This is a genomic window from Flammeovirga sp. MY04, assembly GCF_001682195.2.
Classification (GTDB): Bacteria; Bacteroidota; Bacteroidia; order Cytophagales; family Flammeovirgaceae; genus Flammeovirga; species Flammeovirga yaeyamensis.
In genome coordinates this window covers 1,002,351-1,024,443 of sequence record NZ_CP003560.2, presented here as the reverse complement: position 1 = coordinate 1,024,443, position 22,093 = coordinate 1,002,351, and the positions used below count along the sequence as shown (strand labels likewise).

General features: G+C 33.0%; 19 protein-coding genes. 12 read left to right on the top strand and 7 right to left on the bottom strand.

Features of this window, described 5'->3' with window-relative positions; genetic code table 11:
- Positions 1–113 precede the first annotated feature (113 nt).
- On the top strand, positions 114–743 hold the full coding sequence (locus tag MY04_RS04070; RefSeq protein ID WP_066206704.1) for a Crp/Fnr family transcriptional regulator: 630 nt from the start codon (positions 114–116) through the stop codon (positions 741–743).
- Between the two features lie 69 nt (positions 744–812).
- Positions 813–1,115 (top strand): rhodanese-like domain-containing protein, encoded by a 303-nt coding sequence (locus MY04_RS04065; RefSeq protein WP_066206702.1) that lies wholly within the window; start codon positions 813–815, stop codon positions 1,113–1,115.
- Between the two features lie 24 nt (positions 1,116–1,139).
- Here MY04_RS04065 and MY04_RS04060 read toward each other — a convergent pair whose 3' ends face one another.
- Positions 1,140–1,367: a hypothetical protein gene (locus MY04_RS04060; protein ID WP_066206700.1), complete on the bottom strand. Its 228-nt coding sequence runs from the start codon at positions 1,365–1,367 to the stop codon at positions 1,140–1,142.
- 124 nt (positions 1,368–1,491) lie between these two features.
- Complete coding sequence (locus MY04_RS04055) at positions 1,492–3,894, bottom strand: outer membrane beta-barrel family protein (protein ID WP_066206699.1); 2,403 nt, start codon at positions 3,892–3,894, stop codon at positions 1,492–1,494.
- 306 nt (positions 3,895–4,200) lie between these two features.
- Here MY04_RS04055 and MY04_RS04050 point away from each other — a divergent pair, with 306 nt between their 5' ends.
- Complete coding sequence (locus MY04_RS04050) at positions 4,201–6,102, top strand: AAA domain-containing protein (RefSeq protein WP_066206697.1); 1,902 nt, start codon at positions 4,201–4,203, stop codon at positions 6,100–6,102.
- A gap of 2 nt (positions 6,103–6,104) precedes the next feature.
- On the opposite strand, the gene MY04_RS04045 is transcribed toward MY04_RS04050, so the two are convergent.
- Both MY04_RS04045 and MY04_RS04040 read right to left on the bottom strand, forming a co-directional pair.
- Entirely contained in the window at positions 6,105–7,220 is a 1,116-nt protein-coding gene (locus MY04_RS04045; RefSeq protein WP_066206693.1) for a BamA/TamA family outer membrane protein, read from the bottom strand.
- A complete protein-coding gene (locus tag MY04_RS04040) occupies positions 7,220–7,894 on the bottom strand; it encodes an outer membrane beta-barrel protein (protein WP_066206690.1) in 675 nt (224 codons plus the stop codon). The genes MY04_RS04045 and MY04_RS04040 overlap by 1 nt, the downstream gene beginning before the upstream one ends.
- A gap of 122 nt (positions 7,895–8,016) precedes the next feature.
- Between MY04_RS04040 and MY04_RS04035 the strand changes: the two genes are divergently transcribed.
- Complete coding sequence (locus tag MY04_RS04035) at positions 8,017–10,044, top strand: SEL1-like repeat protein (RefSeq protein WP_066206687.1); 2,028 nt, start codon at positions 8,017–8,019, stop codon at positions 10,042–10,044.
- 171 nt (positions 10,045–10,215) lie between these two features.
- On the opposite strand, the gene MY04_RS04030 is transcribed toward MY04_RS04035, so the two are convergent.
- Positions 10,216–11,358, bottom strand: coding sequence for a serpin family protein (locus tag MY04_RS04030; RefSeq protein ID WP_066206684.1), 1,143 nt, complete (start codon positions 11,356–11,358; stop codon positions 10,216–10,218).
- 141 nt (positions 11,359–11,499) lie between these two features.
- Between MY04_RS04030 and lysA the strand changes: the two genes are divergently transcribed.
- The 5 genes from lysA (at position 11,500) to leuS (ending at position 17,063) form a co-directional block, all read left to right on the top strand.
- Entirely contained in the window at positions 11,500–12,780 is a 1,281-nt protein-coding gene (gene lysA / locus MY04_RS04025) for a diaminopimelate decarboxylase (RefSeq protein ID WP_066206681.1), read from the top strand.
- A gap of 121 nt (positions 12,781–12,901) precedes the next feature.
- Positions 12,902–13,159, top strand: a complete 258-nt coding sequence (locus MY04_RS04020) for a type II toxin-antitoxin system TacA family antitoxin (protein ID WP_158297551.1) — start codon at positions 12,902–12,904, stop codon at positions 13,157–13,159.
- Between the two features lie 2 nt (positions 13,160–13,161).
- Positions 13,162–13,665 (top strand): hypothetical protein, encoded by a 504-nt coding sequence (locus tag MY04_RS04015; protein ID WP_066206675.1) that lies wholly within the window; start codon positions 13,162–13,164, stop codon positions 13,663–13,665.
- 14 nt (positions 13,666–13,679) lie between these two features.
- On the top strand, positions 13,680–14,132 hold the full coding sequence (locus MY04_RS04010) for a hypothetical protein (RefSeq protein WP_066206672.1): 453 nt from the start codon (positions 13,680–13,682) through the stop codon (positions 14,130–14,132).
- A gap of 156 nt (positions 14,133–14,288) precedes the next feature.
- Complete coding sequence (gene leuS / locus MY04_RS04005; RefSeq protein WP_066206669.1) at positions 14,289–17,063, top strand: leucine--tRNA ligase; 2,775 nt, start codon at positions 14,289–14,291, stop codon at positions 17,061–17,063.
- 101 nt (positions 17,064–17,164) lie between these two features.
- Here the strand turns inward: leuS and MY04_RS04000 are convergent, their stop codons facing one another.
- Both MY04_RS04000 and MY04_RS03995 read right to left on the bottom strand, forming a co-directional pair.
- Positions 17,165–17,644 carry a hypothetical protein gene (locus MY04_RS04000; protein WP_066206667.1) on the bottom strand — a complete coding sequence of 160 codons (480 nt, stop codon included), beginning with the start codon at positions 17,642–17,644 and terminating at the stop codon, positions 17,165–17,167.
- Between the two features lie 10 nt (positions 17,645–17,654).
- Complete coding sequence (locus MY04_RS03995; RefSeq protein WP_158297550.1) at positions 17,655–18,044, bottom strand: hypothetical protein; 390 nt, start codon at positions 18,042–18,044, stop codon at positions 17,655–17,657.
- 734 nt (positions 18,045–18,778) lie between these two features.
- Here MY04_RS03995 and MY04_RS03990 point away from each other — a divergent pair.
- The 3 genes from MY04_RS03990 to MY04_RS03980 all read left to right on the top strand — a co-directional run bounded on the left by MY04_RS03990 (position 18,779) and on the right by MY04_RS03980 (position 22,047).
- Positions 18,779–20,119: a TlpA family protein disulfide reductase gene (locus tag MY04_RS03990; RefSeq protein ID WP_084005758.1), complete on the top strand. Its 1,341-nt coding sequence runs from the start codon at positions 18,779–18,781 to the stop codon at positions 20,117–20,119.
- A gap of 148 nt (positions 20,120–20,267) precedes the next feature.
- Complete coding sequence (locus MY04_RS03985; RefSeq protein ID WP_066213028.1) at positions 20,268–21,458, top strand: transglutaminase-like domain-containing protein; 1,191 nt, start codon at positions 20,268–20,270, stop codon at positions 21,456–21,458.
- Positions 21,459–21,552: 94 nt separating this feature from the next.
- The gene (locus tag MY04_RS03980) at positions 21,553–22,047 is read left to right on the top strand and encodes an NUDIX domain-containing protein (protein WP_066206661.1); all 495 of its coding nucleotides are present in this window, start codon (positions 21,553–21,555) and stop codon (positions 22,045–22,047) included.
- The last annotated feature ends 46 nt before the right edge of the window (positions 22,048–22,093 follow it).

Here is a 22,093-nt window from a genome sequence, read left to right as displayed (position 1 = left end):
AGTAACAAAGGGCATATTTGAAAAATACAAATATGCCCTAATTTTTTAACCAAGATCATATTCTTATCGTATATTTGTCATATGAATAAATCAACATATATAAAACTATAATAATGAAACATCTACTTCAACAATTTATTCAAAATAGTTTTCCTTTAACCGACGAAAACCACCCGATACAAAAAGAGTTTTTTGAATTTGGTGAATCGGTAGAAGTCAAAGCCGGAGAATACCTAATTGACCTAAATGAAGAAATGGACTTTGCTCCTATTGTTACAAAAGGTGTTTTAAAAGTAACAAGAGAAGACGAAGAAGGAAATGAAATCTTTCTGTACTATTTGGAATATGGAGAAACATGTACTATTGCCATGATGTATAATGAAAGTGCAGTTAGAGTGACTGCCGAGGAAGATACCATGGTATACAAAGTACCTATTGCCAAAATTGACGAATGGATGCTACGTTTTCCAGAATGGAGAAATTTTGTAATGAATGCCTACAAAGTACGTTTTGATGGCCTCCTTAAAGCCATAGATGAACTAGCGTTCAAAAAAATGGATGAAAGATTATTAAATTATCTTGGCAAACTAAGTGATATTAAAGACAGTAACGAACTTCATATATCACATTCGGAAATTGCATTGAACTTAAATACTTCTCGAGAAGTAATTTCTAGATTATTGAAGCAATTAGAAAAAATTGGAAAAGTAACCCTTGGAAGAAATAAAGTGATATTAAAGTAACAATTATCACAAACAGAATATTTTGCATCTTTTATCTTCACAAAAAGATTTTTAAAAACGATAAACTATATGGAATTTTTAAGAAAACTATTCGGTTTAGGACCAAAAGTAGATTACAAAGCATTAGTCGCTGAGGGTGCAAGAATTTTAGATGTCAGAACAGAAGGAGAATTTGATAGTGGACATGCAGATGGAGCTGTAAACATTCCTCTAAATGAAGTTCACAAAAGAATGCCTGAAATATTTAAATTAGGTACTCCTTTAATTCTTTGTTGTAAGTCAGGCGTTAGAGCTTCTTCTGCAATGGCACAGATAAAAAAAGCCGGGGTAAAAGAAGTATATAATGCAGGAGGCTGGAAAAACTTAAAATAGTAAGAGGGGATTAACCCCTCTTTTTTATACACTCAAAGTTACTTCTTCTCCATGTTGTAAAAGAACGAGTTCTCTATATAAACAATCGAGTACTTCTTCTACAGTGGGTTTTCCTTCGATATCATAGTATTCTCCTTCCCAACAGTAGGTTGCACACCATTTAGGTGACATTCCTCTTCTTTTGAATTTCCAAATACCTATGATATGGTCATCTACACGTTCCAGCTTTTCTTCTAATGATGAATAGTTCATTTTTGTCAGATTTTAGTTAATTCAGTACAATATATAAATAGATTTTTTCAAAAAGAAAAGGGTACTACAAAATATAGCACCCTTTAAAAACTAACTATTGTCTTAACTACTAATAAAGTATGATCTATAAACCTCCTCCACCAGAGGAGATGTTTCTTTTTTGTCTTCCTTGAAACTGTCCACCAAAAGCATAAGAGAAAGATACTCTATACACTGGACTTTCCTGTTGATAGTTTACAAATTCGTTAAAACCATTACCGTATACCGTTCTCAATTCCCCACTATACAGTAAATTGTTTACTTTTAAATTCACAGAACCTTTATTTTTAAGAATACTTTTCTTTAAAGCAATATCCATAGAATACGCTGGTTCTGTAATTCTTTGTGCATCGTATCTGTCAGCTGTATATCTACCCATAATTTGAAGTGTAAGCCCTTTCATTGGTGTTATTTTAGTATTCAATTTTGCCGACCAGTTCAATGGAGATCCCTCTACAGGTATAGTTAATTCTTCGTTCGTATCTTTAATATCTAAATAATAAAGATCTAAAGACCCGTTCCAAGACCACCAATCTAACATTCTATAATCAGATGATAATGACAATCCACCAGTCATCGATTCACCCAAATTGGCATAGGTAGTTACTGTCACATCAGTTTCTTCACGGTAATCCAATACTTCACGAATGATATCTGTACTATGTCTCATATACAATGCAGAATTCACCGATACCTTACCTGTACCCATATAGTTATAAGACAACTCCATGGAATTAGTATATGATGGCTGCAAGCTAGGATTACCAATCACTACACTTTTAGGATTTGAAGACATCTCTGAAGGTAATAACTGCATTACATCAGGCCTCTTGATTCTTCTCGAATAACTTACGCCAAAAGTACTCTTCTCTCCCACTTGCTGCTTGATATGAATACTTGGAAATATCGATGCATAATCAATCACAAAAGATGTATCATTCAATGATTCACTTTGTAGTTTACCTTCCATATGCGCTGCCTCACCTCTAAAACCTACTTTAAAGCTAGTTTTATTTAGTTTTAAAGAATATGACCCATACATTGCATGAATTTGGCTTTCATAAGGATAACCATAAACCAATGAATCATCAGAAACATAATTAATATTTTCTATATCTAATTTAGCAGAAAGCAACTCTCCTTTATAACCGACTTCAAAAGAGGACTTATCATTAATTTTTTGATCATAATCTGCTTGAAAAGAACCATACAACCAAGTTGCATTATTACTATTTCGGTTTAATGGTGTCATTTCCTCCCCTTGTTGAAAAGCATTTTCAGGAGTAAACTCTGCTTCACCTGTATTGGCAAAAACATCTAATTCTAACTCTCCTTTTTTAAATTCTTTTCTATGGTTTAAGTTGAAGTTATATCCTCCACCTAAATTATAATTTCTACCTCTTTGAAATTCAGTATCGACAACATTTTCATTACGGTCTAAATAGTAACCATTAAAATCCGATTGACTATTTGATTTCCATTGCCATCTCTGTACAGATAAAGTCGTAGTGTTCGTAGAATCCCAGAATACATCAAAACCACCTTTATACATAGAGAAACCACTATTTTCGTTCATATTCTCCGTTTGAAAGAAGTTGTTTGTATTTTCATCATCAAACGTTCTGGTCATTTCTCTAGTATTGTCCCATTCATCATCACTCATATATGTTTGAGCGAAAAAGTTAAGTTTAGAAACACGGTAATTTAAACCAAGGTATCCAGAGTATTTATTATTTGTCCCTGCATTCAAATTGAAGTTACCATTCAATCCTTTAAATGCATCTTTCTTCGTAACAATATTGATAATACCCGATAATCCATCAGGATCATATTTTGAAGATGGATTCGTAATCACCTCAATTTTTTCTACCGCATCTGCCGGTAAAGATTGTAACAATTGATTGATATCCAATTGAGATGGCTTACCATCTAATAATACCCTTACATTGTTATCCCCTCTTAAAGAAATAGAGCCATCTGCCCCAACGTTAATTTCAGGTAATGTATTTAAGATCTCCGAAGTAGAATTACCATTGGCAATCATTGCCTTGCTTACATTGATCACTTTCTTGTCGATATGATTTTCGATCAATTGAGTTTCACCAACGATTTCTACTTCATCCAATTCTTCAACATTTGTTTCCAAAAGCACTTCTCCTACATCAATTTTACTTGATGAAGACGATACTTCTACCTCTTTTTGTACCTTTACATACCCTACAAATTGAATGATCAGATTATATTTACCATGAGGTACTTTTGATAACATGAAAGAGCCGTCATCTTTGGTTAAACCTCCTGTAACGGTTTTGTTGTCCTGATCTAACAATCCAACAGATACGTATCCAAGAGGTTGTTTAGAAACTTGGTCGTAAATCTTACCAAAGATTGCTCCTTTAGCATTTGGTTCATCGCCATCAGAAAAATTGGCACCAAAAGACAGTCCATGAACTAATAATAGTCCAATAATGATAGTTGTTAATTTCATTTTGTAAATTATTTGACACTAATTAATTTAACACTAGGTTTTTTACTGTAAGAGTTGAGATGGAAGTTGAATAGTTGACACTAGTAAAAAACCTTTTTTAATAATATTTGAAACAATTATAGGATTTGATATTTTAAATAACAAATTTTCTAATTATTTCATTAAAATTTTGATAATTTGAAAATTATCTGTTTCAATCCCGAACGCGTTTGTCCGTTATTGTACACTAAAATTTGATTGTCTTTTCAATCAATTACACACCAAAGACAAGCGATAAAATCAAAGGTTGCATCCCACAAAAAAAATATGGATATAAAAGAACATTTTAAGCTTCAGATAGATTTACTAGAAACTGAAAGAAAAGAGGACTTAGAACAATACAAAAAACTAATGAGTGATACCTCTATCGAAGAAAGAAAAAAGAAAGGTGTATGTTGGTTTCCCATTAAACTTGAAAATGTCACTTACGATTCCGGAGATAGAATCGTAATCAAAATATCTAGAGATAGTGCCACGAGTCAAAGTCATAGTTTTTCTACAGGTAAAAGTATCTCATTATTCTCACAATCAGGAAACAATCATGAAGCTAAAGATAACGCAAAAGCAGTTGTCAACTTTGTGAAAGATAATGAGCTGACGATGACGCTTAATCAGGATGATGAACCAGAGTGGCTTCATGATGGGAAATTGGGAATTCAATTGCTTTTTGATGAAAGTTCCTATAAAGAGATGGACCGAGCTCTTAACATTTGCATGAGTTCAGAAGACAAGGAGTTGAATACAATGAAAAAGATCATTTTGGGGAATGAAATCCCTTCAACTTCTAAAATCTATCCTTTCCAACTCCCACAATTAAACGAAAGTCAAAATGATGCTTTAATGCATGTACTTGCCGCTGACCAAATTGGCGTTATTCACGGCCCTCCCGGAACGGGTAAGACGACTACTTTAGTTGAATGTGTACATCAGGAACTCAAGAAGAAACAACAAATTCTAGTTTGTGCTCCAAGTAACGCTGCAGTTGACCTATTAACTGAAAAGCTATCCGAGAAAGGAATCAATGTCGTTCGACTAGGCCACCCTGCCCGTGTTGATGAAAAAATTTTAAATCAAACACTCGATGTTAAAATCAAAAAGCACCAACGATACAAGGAACTAAAAGCCATAAAACAACAGGAAACTTTACATAGGGATGCGGCTAGAAAATTCAAAAGAAATTTTGGTCCTGATCAAAGAAGAGAACGAAAAGCACTCTATCAAGAAGCGAATCAATTAAGAAAAGAGATCAGATCACTATCAGAATATATTTCTAAAGATGTTATTGATAATGCTCAAGTAATATCTTGTACGCTTGTTGGATCTACCACCCCAATGTTAAGAGGAAGACGTTTTGAAGTAGCTTATATAGATGAAGCAGGTCAGGCTTTAGAAGCTGCTTGTTGGATCCCTATTTTAAAATCAAATAAAATCATCTTTGCAGGTGACCACCAACAATTACCTCCAACTATAAAATCAATTCAAGCAGCTAAAAAAGGGCTAGAATATACTCTTTTTGAAAGAATCATTGACCATAAAAATGTGGATAAAATGTTGAAGACTCAATATCGTATGCACAAGGATATTATGGCTTTCTCCTCAAAATATTTTTATGATAATCAATTAGAAGCTTTTTCAACTAATGCCGAGTGGAAGATGTTTGACGATGATCAGCCCATGGAATTTATTGACACAGCGGGAACAGGCTATGAAGAAAAAGTAAATCCGGAATCATTAAGTACTTACAATATTGAAGAGGCCAATTTATTAATTCTTCATCTCAAAAATTATCTGATACAACTTCAGGAAGCTCCAAATAGTATTGGTATCATCACTCCTTATTCTGCTCAAGTCAAAGTGCTCAGAAGAGCATTGTACCAATCGGATATTTCTGATGAAATCAAAGAAGTGATCAATATTAATACGGTAGATTCCTTTCAAGGTCAGGAAAGAGAAATTATCTATATAAGTATGGTAAGATCAAATCCTGATGGTGAAATTGGTTTTTTAGCTAATGCTAGAAGAATGAATGTTGCGATGACAAGAGCACAGAAAAAATTAGTCATGATCGGCGATTCTGCTACCATTACAAGAAATAAATATTATGCAGAAATGTTTGATTTTGTCAATGAAATTGGAGCCTATAGAAGTGCTTTTGAGTTCATCTATTAATATCAAAAAGCTTCATTAACTCCAAAATAAACACCTGTACCAAGATCTCTATTGACACCTACATCTAAACGGATAAGGGTGTCATTTTTCTTTAAGAACTTGTATCGGATTCCACCTCCACCAGAATATTTAAGCCCATTGAACAAATCCAATACAGTGGGCCCTACTTCACCAAAGGCACAAAAGGCATTTATTCTCCAACGATGATGAATCTTATACCTCATTTCTACTTGGCAAGTGTACAATTGATCATCAATATATCTACCTCTAAAGTATCCTCTCATACGATCGCCCCCACCTAACCAAGATTGATGTTGGAAAGGAACTTCTCCATAAGAATTCTCTAAATAGGCACGTGTAGCTAAAGTCATTTTATCACTAAGTGCAAAGTATTTTCTTAAATCGATGATATATTTATTAAAGGAATATGTACTGCCTAAAACTCTACTAGCAAACCAAGTGTTCATCTGAAAATAGTTACCTGTATTAGGAGAAAAAATATTATCTCTATCATCAAAATTAAAGATAAACCCAAGTCCGCTTATTTGGGTACCCTCACTTCCTGGAATGGAATCACTCGCCATCATTCCCCCCTCTTGTTTTTCTAGAAAAGTATCTCTTTGAAAACGGTATTGCACACCAAAATTAAGATCAGATTCAGGTAAACGCTTTAGAATATCCGCCCGAATCATTACTGTACTCATATTGTACTCTTCTTTATCAGCTTCTTGGGCATCTGGACCTATTCCCCAAAAAGAGTTGGGAAAGATTTTATATTTAAATGCGGCATCAAAGTAATAGTTTCCTTCTTTAAAAAAGAGCTTAGGATTCACGTCTATGATAAACTGATTTTCTGCCGTGTAAATCGCATCAATCATCATAGAACTTTGCCTTAAATTGAATTTATTGATCTTATCAAGATAAAAAAACTGAAGTCCTCCACCAATACCAAAACTTGTTTCTGGAGTATAAAAAATGATAGGCAAACCAATAATTTGAGTTGACTTACTGATCCTCATAGTATCGGTTTCTATCAAAGCATTTTCTTTGGTGTTCTGTCCTAATAAAGTAATAGAAAAGAACATTATACTTATGAATGTGATTAATTTAATTTTCATTAGTTCTTTCTATCATGTAATAAAATAACAAATCCGACCCTAAAAGACACATGTAATTCTGTATATTCAGAATGCTCTACAGTATTTAAGATCTTGTCAGTATTCTCCCCTGAAAGCCTGTATATATTATAATTCAAGCCTATGTCGATACCAAAATGTTGTTTCACTAAATATGTAAATCCGACTCCTAATCCACCTCCAAAAATATTTCCTTCAAAAGACTGATTAATTGGTGTTGGTTGTTGCAAATAACTAGATTCAACAAAATTTCTACCATAAGTTAATAAGGCCTCTGGGTATATTCCTCCATTAGACATCTTGGTCAAATACCTTCTAAAGACGACACTCATTTTAAAATATTCTTGATTCGTAGCAATTAGATTGTCAATACTTTTTTTATTCATTTCTAATCTACCACCAACACTAAAATTATCTCTTAAAAAGAAATGGGCATCGGTCTTTAAATCAAAGCCAGTCTGTACCCCTTGAACGGGTGATTTTAGATCTTGATCGTAAAAATTTATGGCATCTGTGGAAGATGATAAAGACAATAATACCCTCCCTTTCTTGAAAGAAGTTCCTAATGAATCTTGAGCAAAGTTATCATGGGGAAATAATAGAATAACTAAGCTGAAAAGGGTAATATATTTAGAAGCTGAATATGCTTTACTCACTATTTAATTTGATTTTAGAATTTTTTTTAAAAAAATCTCTTACAAATATAAGAAAATGCCTCATCTAATAGTTATAGTTGTATAGTTATAAATACGTTTCTATTGCAGAGCTTAAATAAAGCATGATAAATTTTAATAATAATGTACTCAATCTCACAACATTCCTATTATTATTAACTCACTTTACTGTTTTTAGTCAAGATATAGATCAACTAAAAAAACAAGCAAAGTTTAATAATGATGCCGAAAGCTATTATCAACTTGGGTTGATATATCAAAAAGGTGAGATTGAAAAAGTAAACATGAAGAAAGCATCCGCTAATTATGAGAAAGCGGCTATTCTTGGTCATGTTGATGCTTCCTTGGCTCTAGCGAAAATTAAAAGAGAAAAAGGAGATTATGGGACCACAATTAAATTACTCAAAATTGCTTCAGATGGAAAATCAAAAGAAGCAAGTATTGAATTAGGCAACCTTTATGAAGAAGGAAAATATGTAACGAAAGATAAAAACTCAGCCATTTTTTATTATCTGAGAGCCTGGAAAGAAGGCGATGAATCTGTAAAAGCTAGACTTGAAGAATTAAAACTAGAAAACTACAACCAAAAAGACAGTGATGTAAACTACCAAGAATATATGAGCCAAAATGGTTCTTCAGCATCAGACTATTTTCTTGGTATGACTTACCTAAATGGTAAAGAAGTTCCTAAAGATTTAAATAAAAGTTTCTCATATTTCAAAAAGGCAGCAGACAATGGTCATGCAAAAGCCGCTTACGAAGTTGGGTTATTTTATAAAGAAGGATTGACTGGAACAAAGGATTCGAAATTAGCATGTACCTATTTTCTTAAAGCAGCCAATGAAGGTATTCGTGAAGCTGATTTAATTCTTAGAGAAATGGATCCTACCACTTTAATGGATCCCGAAAATATGGATTTCTTAAAATATCAAGCATTATCACTTAATAAAGCGGAGGCTCAATTTAAGTTATTTGATATTTATACAAAGGAGAAGAATTACAACAAAGCATTGGAAATGTGTCAGCGTGCTGCCTTACAGGATTTTCAACCTGCAATGTTAGAACTCTCTGATATGTATGAAAAAGGAAAGCCTCCTGTTCGTCAAAGTCTAAGCTCCGCATTTAAATGGAGAAGACAAGCTGCTTATGTTGGTTCGGATACAGCAGAATATTTATTAGGTAAGATGTATCATGAAGGTCTTGGTGTCCAAAAAAGTGAGGAAAGAGCCGTAAAGTGGTATATCAAAGCTGCCAATCACGGTATTGCATCCGCTGCTGTTGCTCTTGAAAAAATCGATGTAGCTCAATACTTGGATGCGTCTGATCTAGAATATGCGACTTATCGGGCCAATCAAGGAGATTCGGAAGCTCAACTTATGCTCGGGAAATATTATTACAATGACAATAAAGCAACAGCAATTTCTTGGTTAAATAAGGCAAGTGATCAGCAATTAGCTGAAGCTGAACTTTATCTTGGAGATATTTATAAGGATGGTAAATGTCAGACTATAGCAGACCCACAAAAAGCGGAAGAACATTATAAGAAAGCTTTATCATTGGGTAGTTCTGAAGCCAATCTTCGTATGGCTTTATTGTATTCTGAGCATCAACAGTTAAATGAAAAAACGTTGACTGCTAGAGGAGCAAATAGTGAAAAACAAGCCATGCAATATGCGAATGCCTACATGGTTTCTTCAACTCTCCCAACAAAAAATAATACAACTCCAGATCCTTCTGCTTATTTATTGATGGGTGACATCCATAACAACAATAACAAGAAGGTTCAAGCGATTAAGCAATATGATTTATACATTAAATCTTTTGATGAAATAGACGGTAATCACCAAGAACTAATCACTGTTTTTAACAAACAGGCCAATGCATATGCTAACATTGGAGAACTCAATAGTGCTTTATTACAAATTGATATTGCACTTGCAAAAGCAGATGATTTTAGTCAGACTAAAGGATTCAAAGAAAACTATTCTCAAATAAAAGCTGAATTATTTTACACACAGGCAAAATTATTATTTGACAAAGGAGATAAATATAAAGCGTGTAATGTTTTTCAGAAAGCCAAAGCTTTAGGTGTTGATATTGAGAAAAAATATGAAGACCTTTGTTTAAACTAAAGATCAGAATTATACAATAGCGAGTTTTTATATTAAACTTGGTTTATAAATAGATTAAATTATTTTTTGATTATAAATCGTTAAATGAAAAAATTAAATGTATCACTACTCATTGTATGACTACAAATTTTTTCATCCCAATCACAATTATTCTATTGAGATTGGGATTTTTTATTTTCCTATAAATGCCCCCATAAAGAGATATGTATCTGTTGCTTTTTCTTTGATTATGAAAATAAATGGTCTATTAAAATAATATTCCTGTTTTTCTGGCTGTATTGCTGAGCGACTCACTGCCACAGAGGTAACTGCTGCAGCTTCTGTCCCCCACTCATTAAACTCTAAAACTGTTTTATGCATCACTTTTGAAACAAATAAATAATCTGCTTCATTTTTAATTAATGCAGAAAAATCAGATTGTCCGGGTAAAAAGACTCTTTCAATTCCACACTTTTTTAAGGCAGGAATTAAATCATCGGAAAATGACATTTTAACTTTAGGCATCTTAAAATACACTTCTTCTTCGATCATCAGTTTCTGATATTCTTTTACTTTTTTCTTTGATATACCCGAAGACAAGAATGAATTAATACTTTCCTTTGTTGGCATGATTAGTAATAATTCCGTCTTATTATCATCAAATTCCAAAGAAGCTACTTTTAGACTATCTGTGCTATAACATTTAATTTTTCTGTTTAAATCAAATAAATAATCCAACTCTTTGATTTCTCCGCTAAGTAAATTGAAATCACCTTTCTTAGTGTCTTTTTCTTGAAACTGTTTCTTCCATGGGGTTTTCATCAAAATTGTATTGATAAGAAGCATTCGATCATCTTTTTCAATACTAGAAACTATTTCTTTTATTTTCCCTTCCGTCTTTTCGTTTACATAATTGTTGATATTGTTTTTAACTAGATTCGCATTAGAAAAGGACATCGACTTTATATATAAATTAAAATAGGTCTGTAATTCTTTCTTAGTATTTGATTTGATGGTGTAACTTTTATCCAACCATAAGGCGTTATGAACTGAATAGAAAGAGGAATTATAGGTGATTTTATTCCTCAACATACTATTTAACTTCACATATTCTTCTGCCTTCTTTACACCAAGTTGTTGATTTATTTCATTTTGTGAACCCTCATCGACACATAGATCCAGCATCCCTAATGCCGAATTAATACTAAAATTAGAGATCAAAGTGTTCTTTTGGGGAGTATAAACTTCTCTAAATAAATTAAATTCATTTTGAGAGAAACCGTTAAAAAATGTACTTAGGCCTATAATTAATGTGAGTTGAAAGTATTTTAGCATATCAGTTTTAAAAAATACTAATTGTTACGTATAAAACAACTAGTGTTATTTTTGTCAATTTAATATAATAATATGGAGTAGTACAAAAATCTCTCTACTTTTGTCAAATAGAAAAATTATCACATACAATAATTTCCAAAGATGGAATTAAAAAATTCAACATATACCATTCAGGGCGTACCTGTAACAGATATTGCAGAACAGTTTCAAACACCTGTTTATGTTTACGATGCAGATAAAATAATCAATCAGATTCAAACACTTAGAGGTGCTTTTTCTGGTGTAAATTTACGCATTAAATACGCTATGAAATCTTTATCTAATTTAAGTATTCTTAAATTAGTAAAGGAATACGGTGTGGATTTGGATTGTGTATCGATTCAAGAAGTCATGTTAGGTATCGAAGCAGGCTTCCCTAAAGAAAGAATATTATTTACTCCTAACTCTGTTTCTTTCGAAGAGATTCAAGAAGCAGTTGAATTGGGTGTAGTAATCAATATAGATAATATCGCAGTTTTAGAACACTTTGGTGATGTTTACCAAAATACTGTTCCTTGTGCGATTCGTATCAACCCACATATTACTGCCGGCGGAAATGCGAAAATCCAAGTAGGTCATATCGGATCTAAATTTGGTATTTCCATCTTCCAAATGTCGCATGTAAAGAAAGTAGTAGAAAGTCATAACATCAACGTTGTAGGTCTTCATATGCACTCAGGATCTGATATTTTAGACTCTGAAGTATTCTTGATGGCTGCCAACGTAATGTTCGATTGTGCAAAAGACTTCCCTAACCTACAGTTTATCGACATGGGTTCTGGATTTAAAGTAGCCTACAAAGAGGGTGATATTGTGACGAATATCCCTGAATTGGGTAAAAAGATGTCAGCTGCATTCCAAGAATTCTGTAAAAACTACGGTCGTGAGCTTGAATTATGGTTTGAACCAGGTAAATATTTAGTTTCTGAGTCAGGTCATTTATTGACTAAAGTGAATGTATTAAAGCACTCTCCTGCCGCTGTATTTGCTGGTGTTGATTCAGGATTAAATCACTTGATTCGTCCAATGATGTACGACGCTTACCATCACATTCTAAATGTGTCTAACCCATCTGCTCCGAAAAGAGTATATGATGTAGTAGGATACATTTGCGAAACAGATACTTTTGGATACGATCGTAAAATCAGCGAAATCAAAGTAGGTGATATCTTATCTATAGAAAACGCAGGAGCTTATTCATATAGCATGGCTTCGAACTACAACTCACGTTTTAGACCTGCTGAGGTATTGGTTTATAATGGCCAACCACATCTAATTAGAGAAAGAGAAACACTTCAAGACCTTATTAGAGGTCAAAAAGATATTTTTTCTGACATCGAAATTAATGCAAAATCTTCTGAAGAAGAGAAAGCGGCGAAATAGATATTAGAAAACATCCCATATGGAAAAAGGCTTACTTCGGTAGGCCTTTTTTGTTTTATTTCTATTATTAATTGATTTGTAGCTACAATGTAACTACCTTGAGAGGAAAATGATCAATAATATGAAAACAAATACCATACGATTCAGAGTAGATGATTCTACAAAGGAATATTTAGAAAGTATTGCTGCATTAGAAGGAAATAATTTATCTGAATTTATTATTTCATCAGTTCTTGAAAAAGCCAAAGAAATTGAGAATAAAAATAAAGAACTAGAATTAGAAAATACTCAGTTTAATTTCTTGATGCAACTTCTAAAAGAAGAACCAAAGAAAGATATTGGTAAGTCTTACGAAAATTTAGATTTATCAGGTTTATAATTATGAAAAGAGAAATTATCAAATTAACTCCTGATCACGATTTTTCTAAATTTGATTGCGGCAATGGCAAGGCAAACGATTATATTAAAAATAAAGCACTCTTATACCAAGAAAAAAATCTCAATGTCACTTGGCTTTTAATCGAGAATAAAGATATCATAGGCTTCTACACTTTATCAGCTACTAGTATAAAACCCAAATATTTTGAAGATACAGCATCTTTCCCTGTACAAGTACCCTGTATTTTATTAGGATGGATGGCTGTAGACACAAAATATAAAGGGCAAAATAAAGGAAGAATTCTAATGCTTTCGGCGTTCAAAAAGACCTATAAAACTTCAAAATTATCACCCATAGGGATAAAAGCTTTAAAATTAGAAGCTCTAAACTCTAAACTAATTGAATATTATAAAAAATTAGAGCTTACTAATATTCCTAATACCAATATTATGGTCATTACAATTCAAAATATTGAAGCCATACTTTCACGTTTAAAATTGATATAATCTATCATAATTATATGAACAAAGACTTTAAATTAAAACTCAAAGAACACTGCAAAGAAATTGTTGTTCAAAAAATAAAATCTTCTGAGGAAGCAATGAACTCTGCACAAAATTCGGCCAATGCAGAAACTAGAAGTACAGCTGGAGATAAACATGATACCGCTCGAGCAATGGCACATCTAGAAAAAGAAAAGATGGGCGAACAGCTTTCTCAAAATCTTCAACTTTTAAGGGTAATAGAAGAGTTAAAAGAAACTGATGCCACAACAGTTGGACCAGGAAGTTTAGTGGTCACCAATGTTGGAATGTATTATTTATCTATCAGTTTGGGTCAAGTGAAATTCGAGAATCAAATGGTCTTTGTTATTTCTACTCAATCCCCTATTGGACGAATGTTCGTTGGGAAATCAAAAGAGGAGGAAGTAATGTTTAATGGTCGAAAATTTATCATTAAAGAGGTCTTATAATTAACGTTTATTTTTTTCTTTTTTGAAAATCGAAGATTCGATCCACTATTACATTTATCAAACCGTAATTATTTATATCTTTGCTTGATTTTTTTGTGAGGAAACTCCGGAATTATCATCAAGTAGAATTTTATTTTTTAGAATACAACATACAGTATGTCTGAATTCAACCATATTGATTTTGAGCCGAAATGGCAAAAGTACTGGCAAGACAACAATATCTATAAAGTAGATATTGACTCTGATAAGCCAAAATATTACGCATTGGACATGTTCCCATACCCTTCAGGAGCAGGTCTTCACGTAGGTCACCCTCTAGGATATATCGCATCGGATATCGTTTCACGTTTTAAAAGACTGAAAGGATTTAATGTGCTTCACCCAATGGGATTTGACTCTTTTGGTCTTCCTGCAGAGCAATATGCGATCGAAACTGGTCAGCACCCTGCAATTACAACAGAGTCAAACATCAGTACTTTCAAAAGCCAATTCAACAAAATTGGTAACAGTTACGATTGGGATCGTGAGGTTCAGACATCATCTCCTGACTACTACAGATGGACACAATGGATTTTCCAACAATTGTTCAATTCTTGGTACGACAAGGATGCTAACAAAGCAAAAGACATTTCTGAATTAGTAGCACACTTCGAAGCAAACGGTACTGAAGGTATCCATGCTGAATGTGATGATAACGCTACACAATTCACAGCTGACGAATGGAAATCATTCAATGCAAAATCTCAAGCTGAAGTTTTACTTCAGTACCGTTTAACTTTCTTATCTGAAGCGATGGTCAACTGGTGTCCTGCATTGGGTACAGTATTGGCCAACGACGAAGTAAAAGATGGTGTTTCTGAAAGAGGTGGACATCCAGTTGAGCGTAAGAAAATGAAACAATGGATGATGCGTATTACAGCTTACGCTGATCGTCTATTAAATAACTTAGATGGATTGAACTGGTCGGATGCATTGAAAGAAATGCAACGTAACTGGATTGGTAAATCTATTGGATGTGAAATCGACTTTAAAGTAGTTGATAAAGACATCACATTAACTGCATTTACAACAAGAGTAGATACTACTTTTGGTGTAACTTATGTAGTTCTTGCTCCAGAACATGAGCTAATTCCTGAATTAACTACAGCAGAGCAAAAAGAAGCGGTGGATGCTTATGTTGAAACTGCTAAAAACAGATCAGAAAGAGAGCGTCAATCGGATGTAAAAACAGTTTCTGGTGTATTTACTGGTTCATACGTTATCAACCCATTAACTGGAGAAAAAACTCCTCTATGGATTGCTGATTATGTATTGGCTGGATACGGAACAGGTGTTGTTATGGCCGTTCCTTCATCAGATGATCGTGACTTCCGTTTTGCCAATCACTTCGATTTACCAATCGTAAGAGTGATTGAAGGAACTGAAGACATGGAAGATCCAACTGAAGTCAAAAAAGGTAAAATGATCAACTCTGGTTTCTTGAATGGCTTAGAGTCAGACGAGGCGATCAAAGTTGCTATCGATAAATTAGTAGAAGCAGGTCAAGGAAAAGCGAAAGTAAACTTCCGTATCCGTGATGCTGTATTCTCACGTCAACGTTATTGGGGCGAGCCAGTTCCAGTATATTTTGATGAAAACGGCATTCCTCAATTGGTTCCAGACGAGCAACTTCCTTTGGATTTACCAGAAGTAGAGAAGTACTTACCTACTCCTGAAGGAGATCCACCACTAGGAAATGCTAAAGACTGGAAATTTGATGGTAAATTCGGTTACGAATTAACAACAATGCCAGGTTGGGCAGGTTCTTCTTGGTACTTCTTACGTTACATGGATCCTCAAAACAAAGAGGCGTTTGTATCGAAAGAAGCAGCTGAATATTGGAATCAAGTAGACTTATATGTTGGTGGTACTGAGCACGCAACTGGTCACTTATTGTACTCTAGATTCTGGAACATGTTCTTGTTCGACATGGGCTTCATCAACCATGAAGAGCCATTCCAAAGAATCGTAAACCAAGGTATGATCCAAGGTCGTTCAAACTTTGTTTACAGAGTAAAAGGTACTAACCAATTCGTATCTCACGGATTGAAAAAAGACTATGATGTTCAACCGTTATATGTTGATGTAAACATCGTAGAGAATGATATATTGGATACTGAAAAATTTAAGCAATGGCGTCAAGATTATGCTAATGCTGAATTTATCTTGGAAGACGGTAAATACATCTGTGGTCACGTTGTAGAAAAGATGTCAAAATCGAAATACAATGTAGTGAATCCAGACGTAGTTATTGAGAAATATGGTGCTGACACACTTCGTTTATACGAAATGTTCTTAGGACCACTTGAGCAATCGAAGCCATGGTCGATGCAAGGTATCGACGGTGTTTGGAAATTCCTTCGTAAGCTATGGAGATTATTCTACAGCGACGCTGGTGAATTATTAGTGGTTGATGGAAAAGCAACTCCTGAAGAATTGAAGATCTTACACAAGACGATCAAGAAAGCAGGTGAAGATATGGAAAGCTTGAGCTTAAACACAACAGTTCCTGCTTACATGGTATGTGTAAACGAGTTAGCTGCTGCTAAATGTCATAAGAAAGAAGTATTGGAGCAATTACTTGTCATCTTATCTCCTTTCGCTCCTCACATTGCTGAAGAGTTATGGCAAACAGCTTTGGGTAAATCAACGTCGATTGTGACTGAAGAATTCCCATCGTTTGATGCATCGTTGCTTGTTGAAGCTTCACATACTTACCCTGTATCAATCAACGGTAAGATGAGAGTGAAATTGGACTTACCAATTGATATTTCTCAAGAAGAAGCGAAAGAGGCCGTATTTGCGAATGAAATAGTTCAAAAATGGATAGAGGATAAACCTATCAAGAAATTCATCTTTGTTCCAAAGAGAATTGTAAACGTGGTGGTTTAATTATTTATTCTTTAGAATATTAAAAGACTGATTTTGTGGTATTCAAAATCAGTCTTTTTTGTTTAATCAAACCCAAATCAATGTTATGTATTCAATTAACACTAGTTCATTGAATACGGTGTATAAGTAAACCTTAGTTTATTATCCTTATAATCAAGGATCCAATAAGGAAGATCATCAATATAAGCATCAAAAACCTGTTGTTCTTTTAATAATTCTACTTTAACTGCTTGTTTATTATTGATGTTCAAACTTAAATGACTTGGGACTTCTGACAGAAGAAATAATTTGTCATTTACTTTAAAAAAACCTTGAATTTTATGTTCATCTATTTGATAAATACCATAAGATCCTGACACATTATACTGTATATCCCCTTCTTTTTTAGATTCATTAAAAAAGAAAATAAGTTTTTTGTCCTCAGGCCGTAAATGTTTGGTTAGCTCTAATAGTTTTTCTTTCAAGTCATGAGGAATAGTGTATTCATTCAATTCCATCTTTAAATACTGAGTATCTTGTGAATACACCAAAGAGGTGATGAGTATTAATAAATTGATGAGAAGTATTTTAATAAATACCATATACTAAAATTTAATGTTCCAAATTAAAAACTTCCTGATTATTATAGCATTGTTTATTATCTATTGAAGTAAAGATTGCATCTTTATAATAATATTTACACCATAAACCAAAAATAGAATCATCATCTTGAACTACATCCTCTTGCTTACCAATTTTTATATTGATAGACTTTTTTAAGTGTGATGCCTTTAGGACATTGTTCAAAACCTCTTCTTTCAACTCATTATCAACTATAAAGATGAATATGATATTCCCTTTTTTTACATAACCAATAATTGTAGAAAAATCATCTCCATTCCATAACAAAGAATCATTTACCCCAGTAATATACACGCTTTCCGCATTGGAAATATGCTCTCTATAGCTTTCTGGGGTTTTCTGAATTGATATCTTATACATTCTACACGAATCAATATCATCTTTAGAATAACGTACAATACTATTCAAAATTGAATGGAGATTTGTTTTCGACTTTAGCTCTAATTGATTTAAACTTATGAACTGAGTATTTATTAATAACTTAAGAAATAATATTGTCAGAAGATAGGTATTCATAATAAACGTAATCTATGCTTTAAGTTCATCATTATATAAATTTGATAACTAATAATCATTAGCCACCTTAATAAAAATATTAATTACATGATTTAGAATCATCATTGACGAGATCATATAATTAAAATAGCTTAGGTGATTCCCCCTCACCTTTTCATGTGATATAGTCTCACCTCCTAATGTGACTACCACTCACCTTATAAGGTGAAACACTTCAACCTTAGAAGGTTGTTATAAAAAAATGTTCTTATCTGATTTAAAAGTTGTTTAACCTTAGATAGATAATATTACTTCTGAGGGTTTTATGTTCAATAGTGATATTTCTTTGCTATAAGTTACAAAATTACATAATAAGAAAGTTCACAATGTTTTATACTTAATTTTCAGAACAGTTAGATGATAATCATCTCGAAATAGTAAATTGTAAACGTGGTGGTTTAATCATTTCCTAAATGATATTGAAAACGGATGCATTAAAATGCATCCGTTTTTTTATGTTCAGATAATTATAAAAATTGGCATAATAATTCTACTACTCACCATATACCATAATTCTTTTATAATAAAAACAAGCAAACATGAAAAACTGCTATTTTTTTATTTTGATGATTTTCTTTTTCAGTTGTGCTAAAAAGGAAAATTCTCTAGTGTATCAAAACCCCAACTCAAGTGATATAAAACTAGTAATGAACAGTGCATTATCACATTCTGAAATTGAAATACCATCAACAAGAGAGGGAGATCTAATTCATTATACAATTGATAAAAATGCGTTTATTACTTTAAAAGATGGTGATTTAGAAATAGAGTTTTATGCTACTCCATCAAGTTCAAGTGAAATTATTCGAGAAGAAAATAATCAATTTATTTTTAAAGGTGACCTAGGAAAGTACAATCAAAGTGTATTTAACATACAAGCTAAGTTTGATCACTTCTTGGAAAACACTATTCTTAGAAATACACAAAAGGATGAACTAGAATCAAAAATATCTCAATTAAAAAGTGATTTAATCAAAGAGATTCCAACCGATTTAACCCAACAAGAACAATTAGAAATAAAAGAAATGATTGCACTTGATGCGGCATTTTTACATATCAAGCATGCAATACAAACGGGTTATGGTCGACAAGAAGAGTACAGCATTCCACAGCAATATGACATTCAAAACTTTAATATTGATGTTATTGAAAAACTTTACAATGAGAATTTCAATTACTTGTCGTATTACATTCCGAACTATTTAAACTTGATGTTCCTTAATGACGAGATCTATCAGTTAGCAGGTGAATTTTATTATGACTTAAGAACAGATGAGTTTCAAAATTTAGATATTGAACCTCGTTTAAAAGAAATGTTCGTTGCATCTACAATTTCGGAGTCCATTAATACACAAGGATTAAAAGACAACAACGAAGCTTCTTTATACCAATTCCTTCACGATTACCCCAGCTACTCTCATAAAGAAGAATTAATCGCAATTTTGAAAAACAATTCCACTATGAAAGATGGAAATGTTGCCCCTATAATTCATGCATTCGATGCGAATGGAGAAATATTTCACTTAAAGAATCATGAAGGGAAAGTAGTATATATTAATGTATGGGCTACTTGGAATGAGAATTTCAATCAACAAATAAAAGATATTAAAGCTTTAAAGTCGAAATACGAAGGGCAAGATATTGAAATCATCTCCTTATCTGTAGATCGTGATCAACAACATTGGAAAGACTATATTGACTATTCAGGTGAGATTAAAAATAATATTTGGACTTCTAAAGTAGATCAGTTTTACAGTAATTATAAAGTCTACACTGTTCCTCGTTTTATACTAATCGATAAAAACGGGAAATTAATTAATAGCTTTGCTCCCGCTCCTGATTCCAAAGAATTAGACGAATTGATAGCAGAAGTACTTTAATAAAAACATTTTATACTTTAACAAAAGATGCACAAACGTGCATCTTTTGTTTTTTAATAGGCTATTAATAAGTAATAACATTCATAAACACTCAAAAACACGAATAAATTGTAGATTACAGTATTATTTGAACCTATTATCAATGAAAATGAAAAAGTTATTACTTGTATTGTCGAGTTTACTATTCGTTTTTGGATGCTCTCCATCCAAAAAAATTGATGCACAATACGTAGAAGACCTTAACATCGCTTTTAATAAGGCTGGAGAAAACAAAGCTGAACTACAATTAGCAATTGATGAAATGTCACCGGATAAGGTAAATGCAATGGCTTTTTTGATTGCCTATATGCCTGAGAGAGATTTAAAAACATTATCTGCCGAATATCTAATTAAGAACGTTAATCTAGCGTATAAGGCAAAAAACGAATTCCCTTGGGGGAATGAAATTCCAGATTCTGTATTTTATAATGATGTTCTTCCATATGCTTTAATGAACGAAAGAAGAGATGATTGGAGGGAAGATTTCTACAATCGTTTCGCTCCTATCGTAAAAGATTGCAAAACTATGGAAGAGGCAATTACCATTATTAATGATACAATTATTGATGTGGTGAAAGTAAAATATTCTACAGAAAGAGAAAAGCCAGATCAATCACCTTATGAGTCGATTGACCAAGGTTTAGCTTCTTGTTCTGGTTTATCTGTATTATTAGCAGATGCTTTTAGAAGTGTAGGTATTCCAACACGTTTAGCAGGTACACCAAACTGGACAACTAAAGAAGGCAACCATAACTGGAACGAAGTGTGGCTAAAGGGACAATGGTATTTCACTGAATATTATCCATCTGGATTAGATAAATCATGGTTCTTGGCAGACGCAGGTGTGGCAGATACTAAAGACCCAAAACATTGGATTTATGCTTCCTCATGGAAACCCGCTCAATACGATTTCCCATTGGTTTGGGATTACGATATTAAATACGTTCATGCACATAATGTAACGGATAGATATATTGATCTTTGGCACAAAGAACAAGCTCAAAATGTGGGTAAGGAAGGTAAAGTAGCCGTAAGAATCAAAATGTTCAAAAATAAGGCTTGTACTTTAATTAGTGATAATCGTGTGGAAACTGAAGTGACAATTTCTGCCGATAGGAAAATCATTGAAAGTGGTAAAACAGCAGGTCCTTTAAAAGACATGAATGATATTTTACAATTCTATTTGGATAAAAATAAAACCTATCAGATGACGTATTTTGATAGCAAGGGAAATCCTGTGACAAAAACGTTAGCTGTTGAGGCTGATAACATGGAACTTACACTTTATAAGGAAATATAGAAAGAGGAGTTCTCAATTTACACCTAAACTAAAAAGTACTTGAGCAATCGAGTACTTTTTTTTATTCTCATTTCTTTGATTTAATTTCGAGGTCATGAAAAATGACAAAGCTGTAGAACAAACTTTTGGACACAGACTAAGGGTAAGAGTCTGTGGAGTGCTAGTTGAAGGAGAAAAAATTTTGATGGCTGTTCACAGAGGTATTGGTCCGAATGGTATCTTCTGGGCTCCTCCTGGTGGTGGTTTAGAATATGGAGAAACAGTCGATGATGCTTTGAAAAGGGAATTTTTAGAAGAGACCGGATTAGAAATTGAATTAAAAAAGCATTTATTTACTCATGAGTTCCATGATCTCCCATTACATGGTATTGAATTATTTTTTTTAGTCGAAAAAACGGGTGGGTCTCTAAAAATTGGTCACGATCCTGAAATGGAGGAGCAAATACTTGAAAATATGGTTTTTATCGACTTCAAAGAACTTGCTCAAAAAACAAAAGAAGAGAAGCATCATTTATTCAGACATTGTAATTCGTTAAAAGAACTCATCAATATGCAAGGTTTTTACAGCAATTTAAGAGAAAATTTGTAAACTTGTAAGATAGAATAAATAGGCAACTAATCCTGTTGAATTTCTA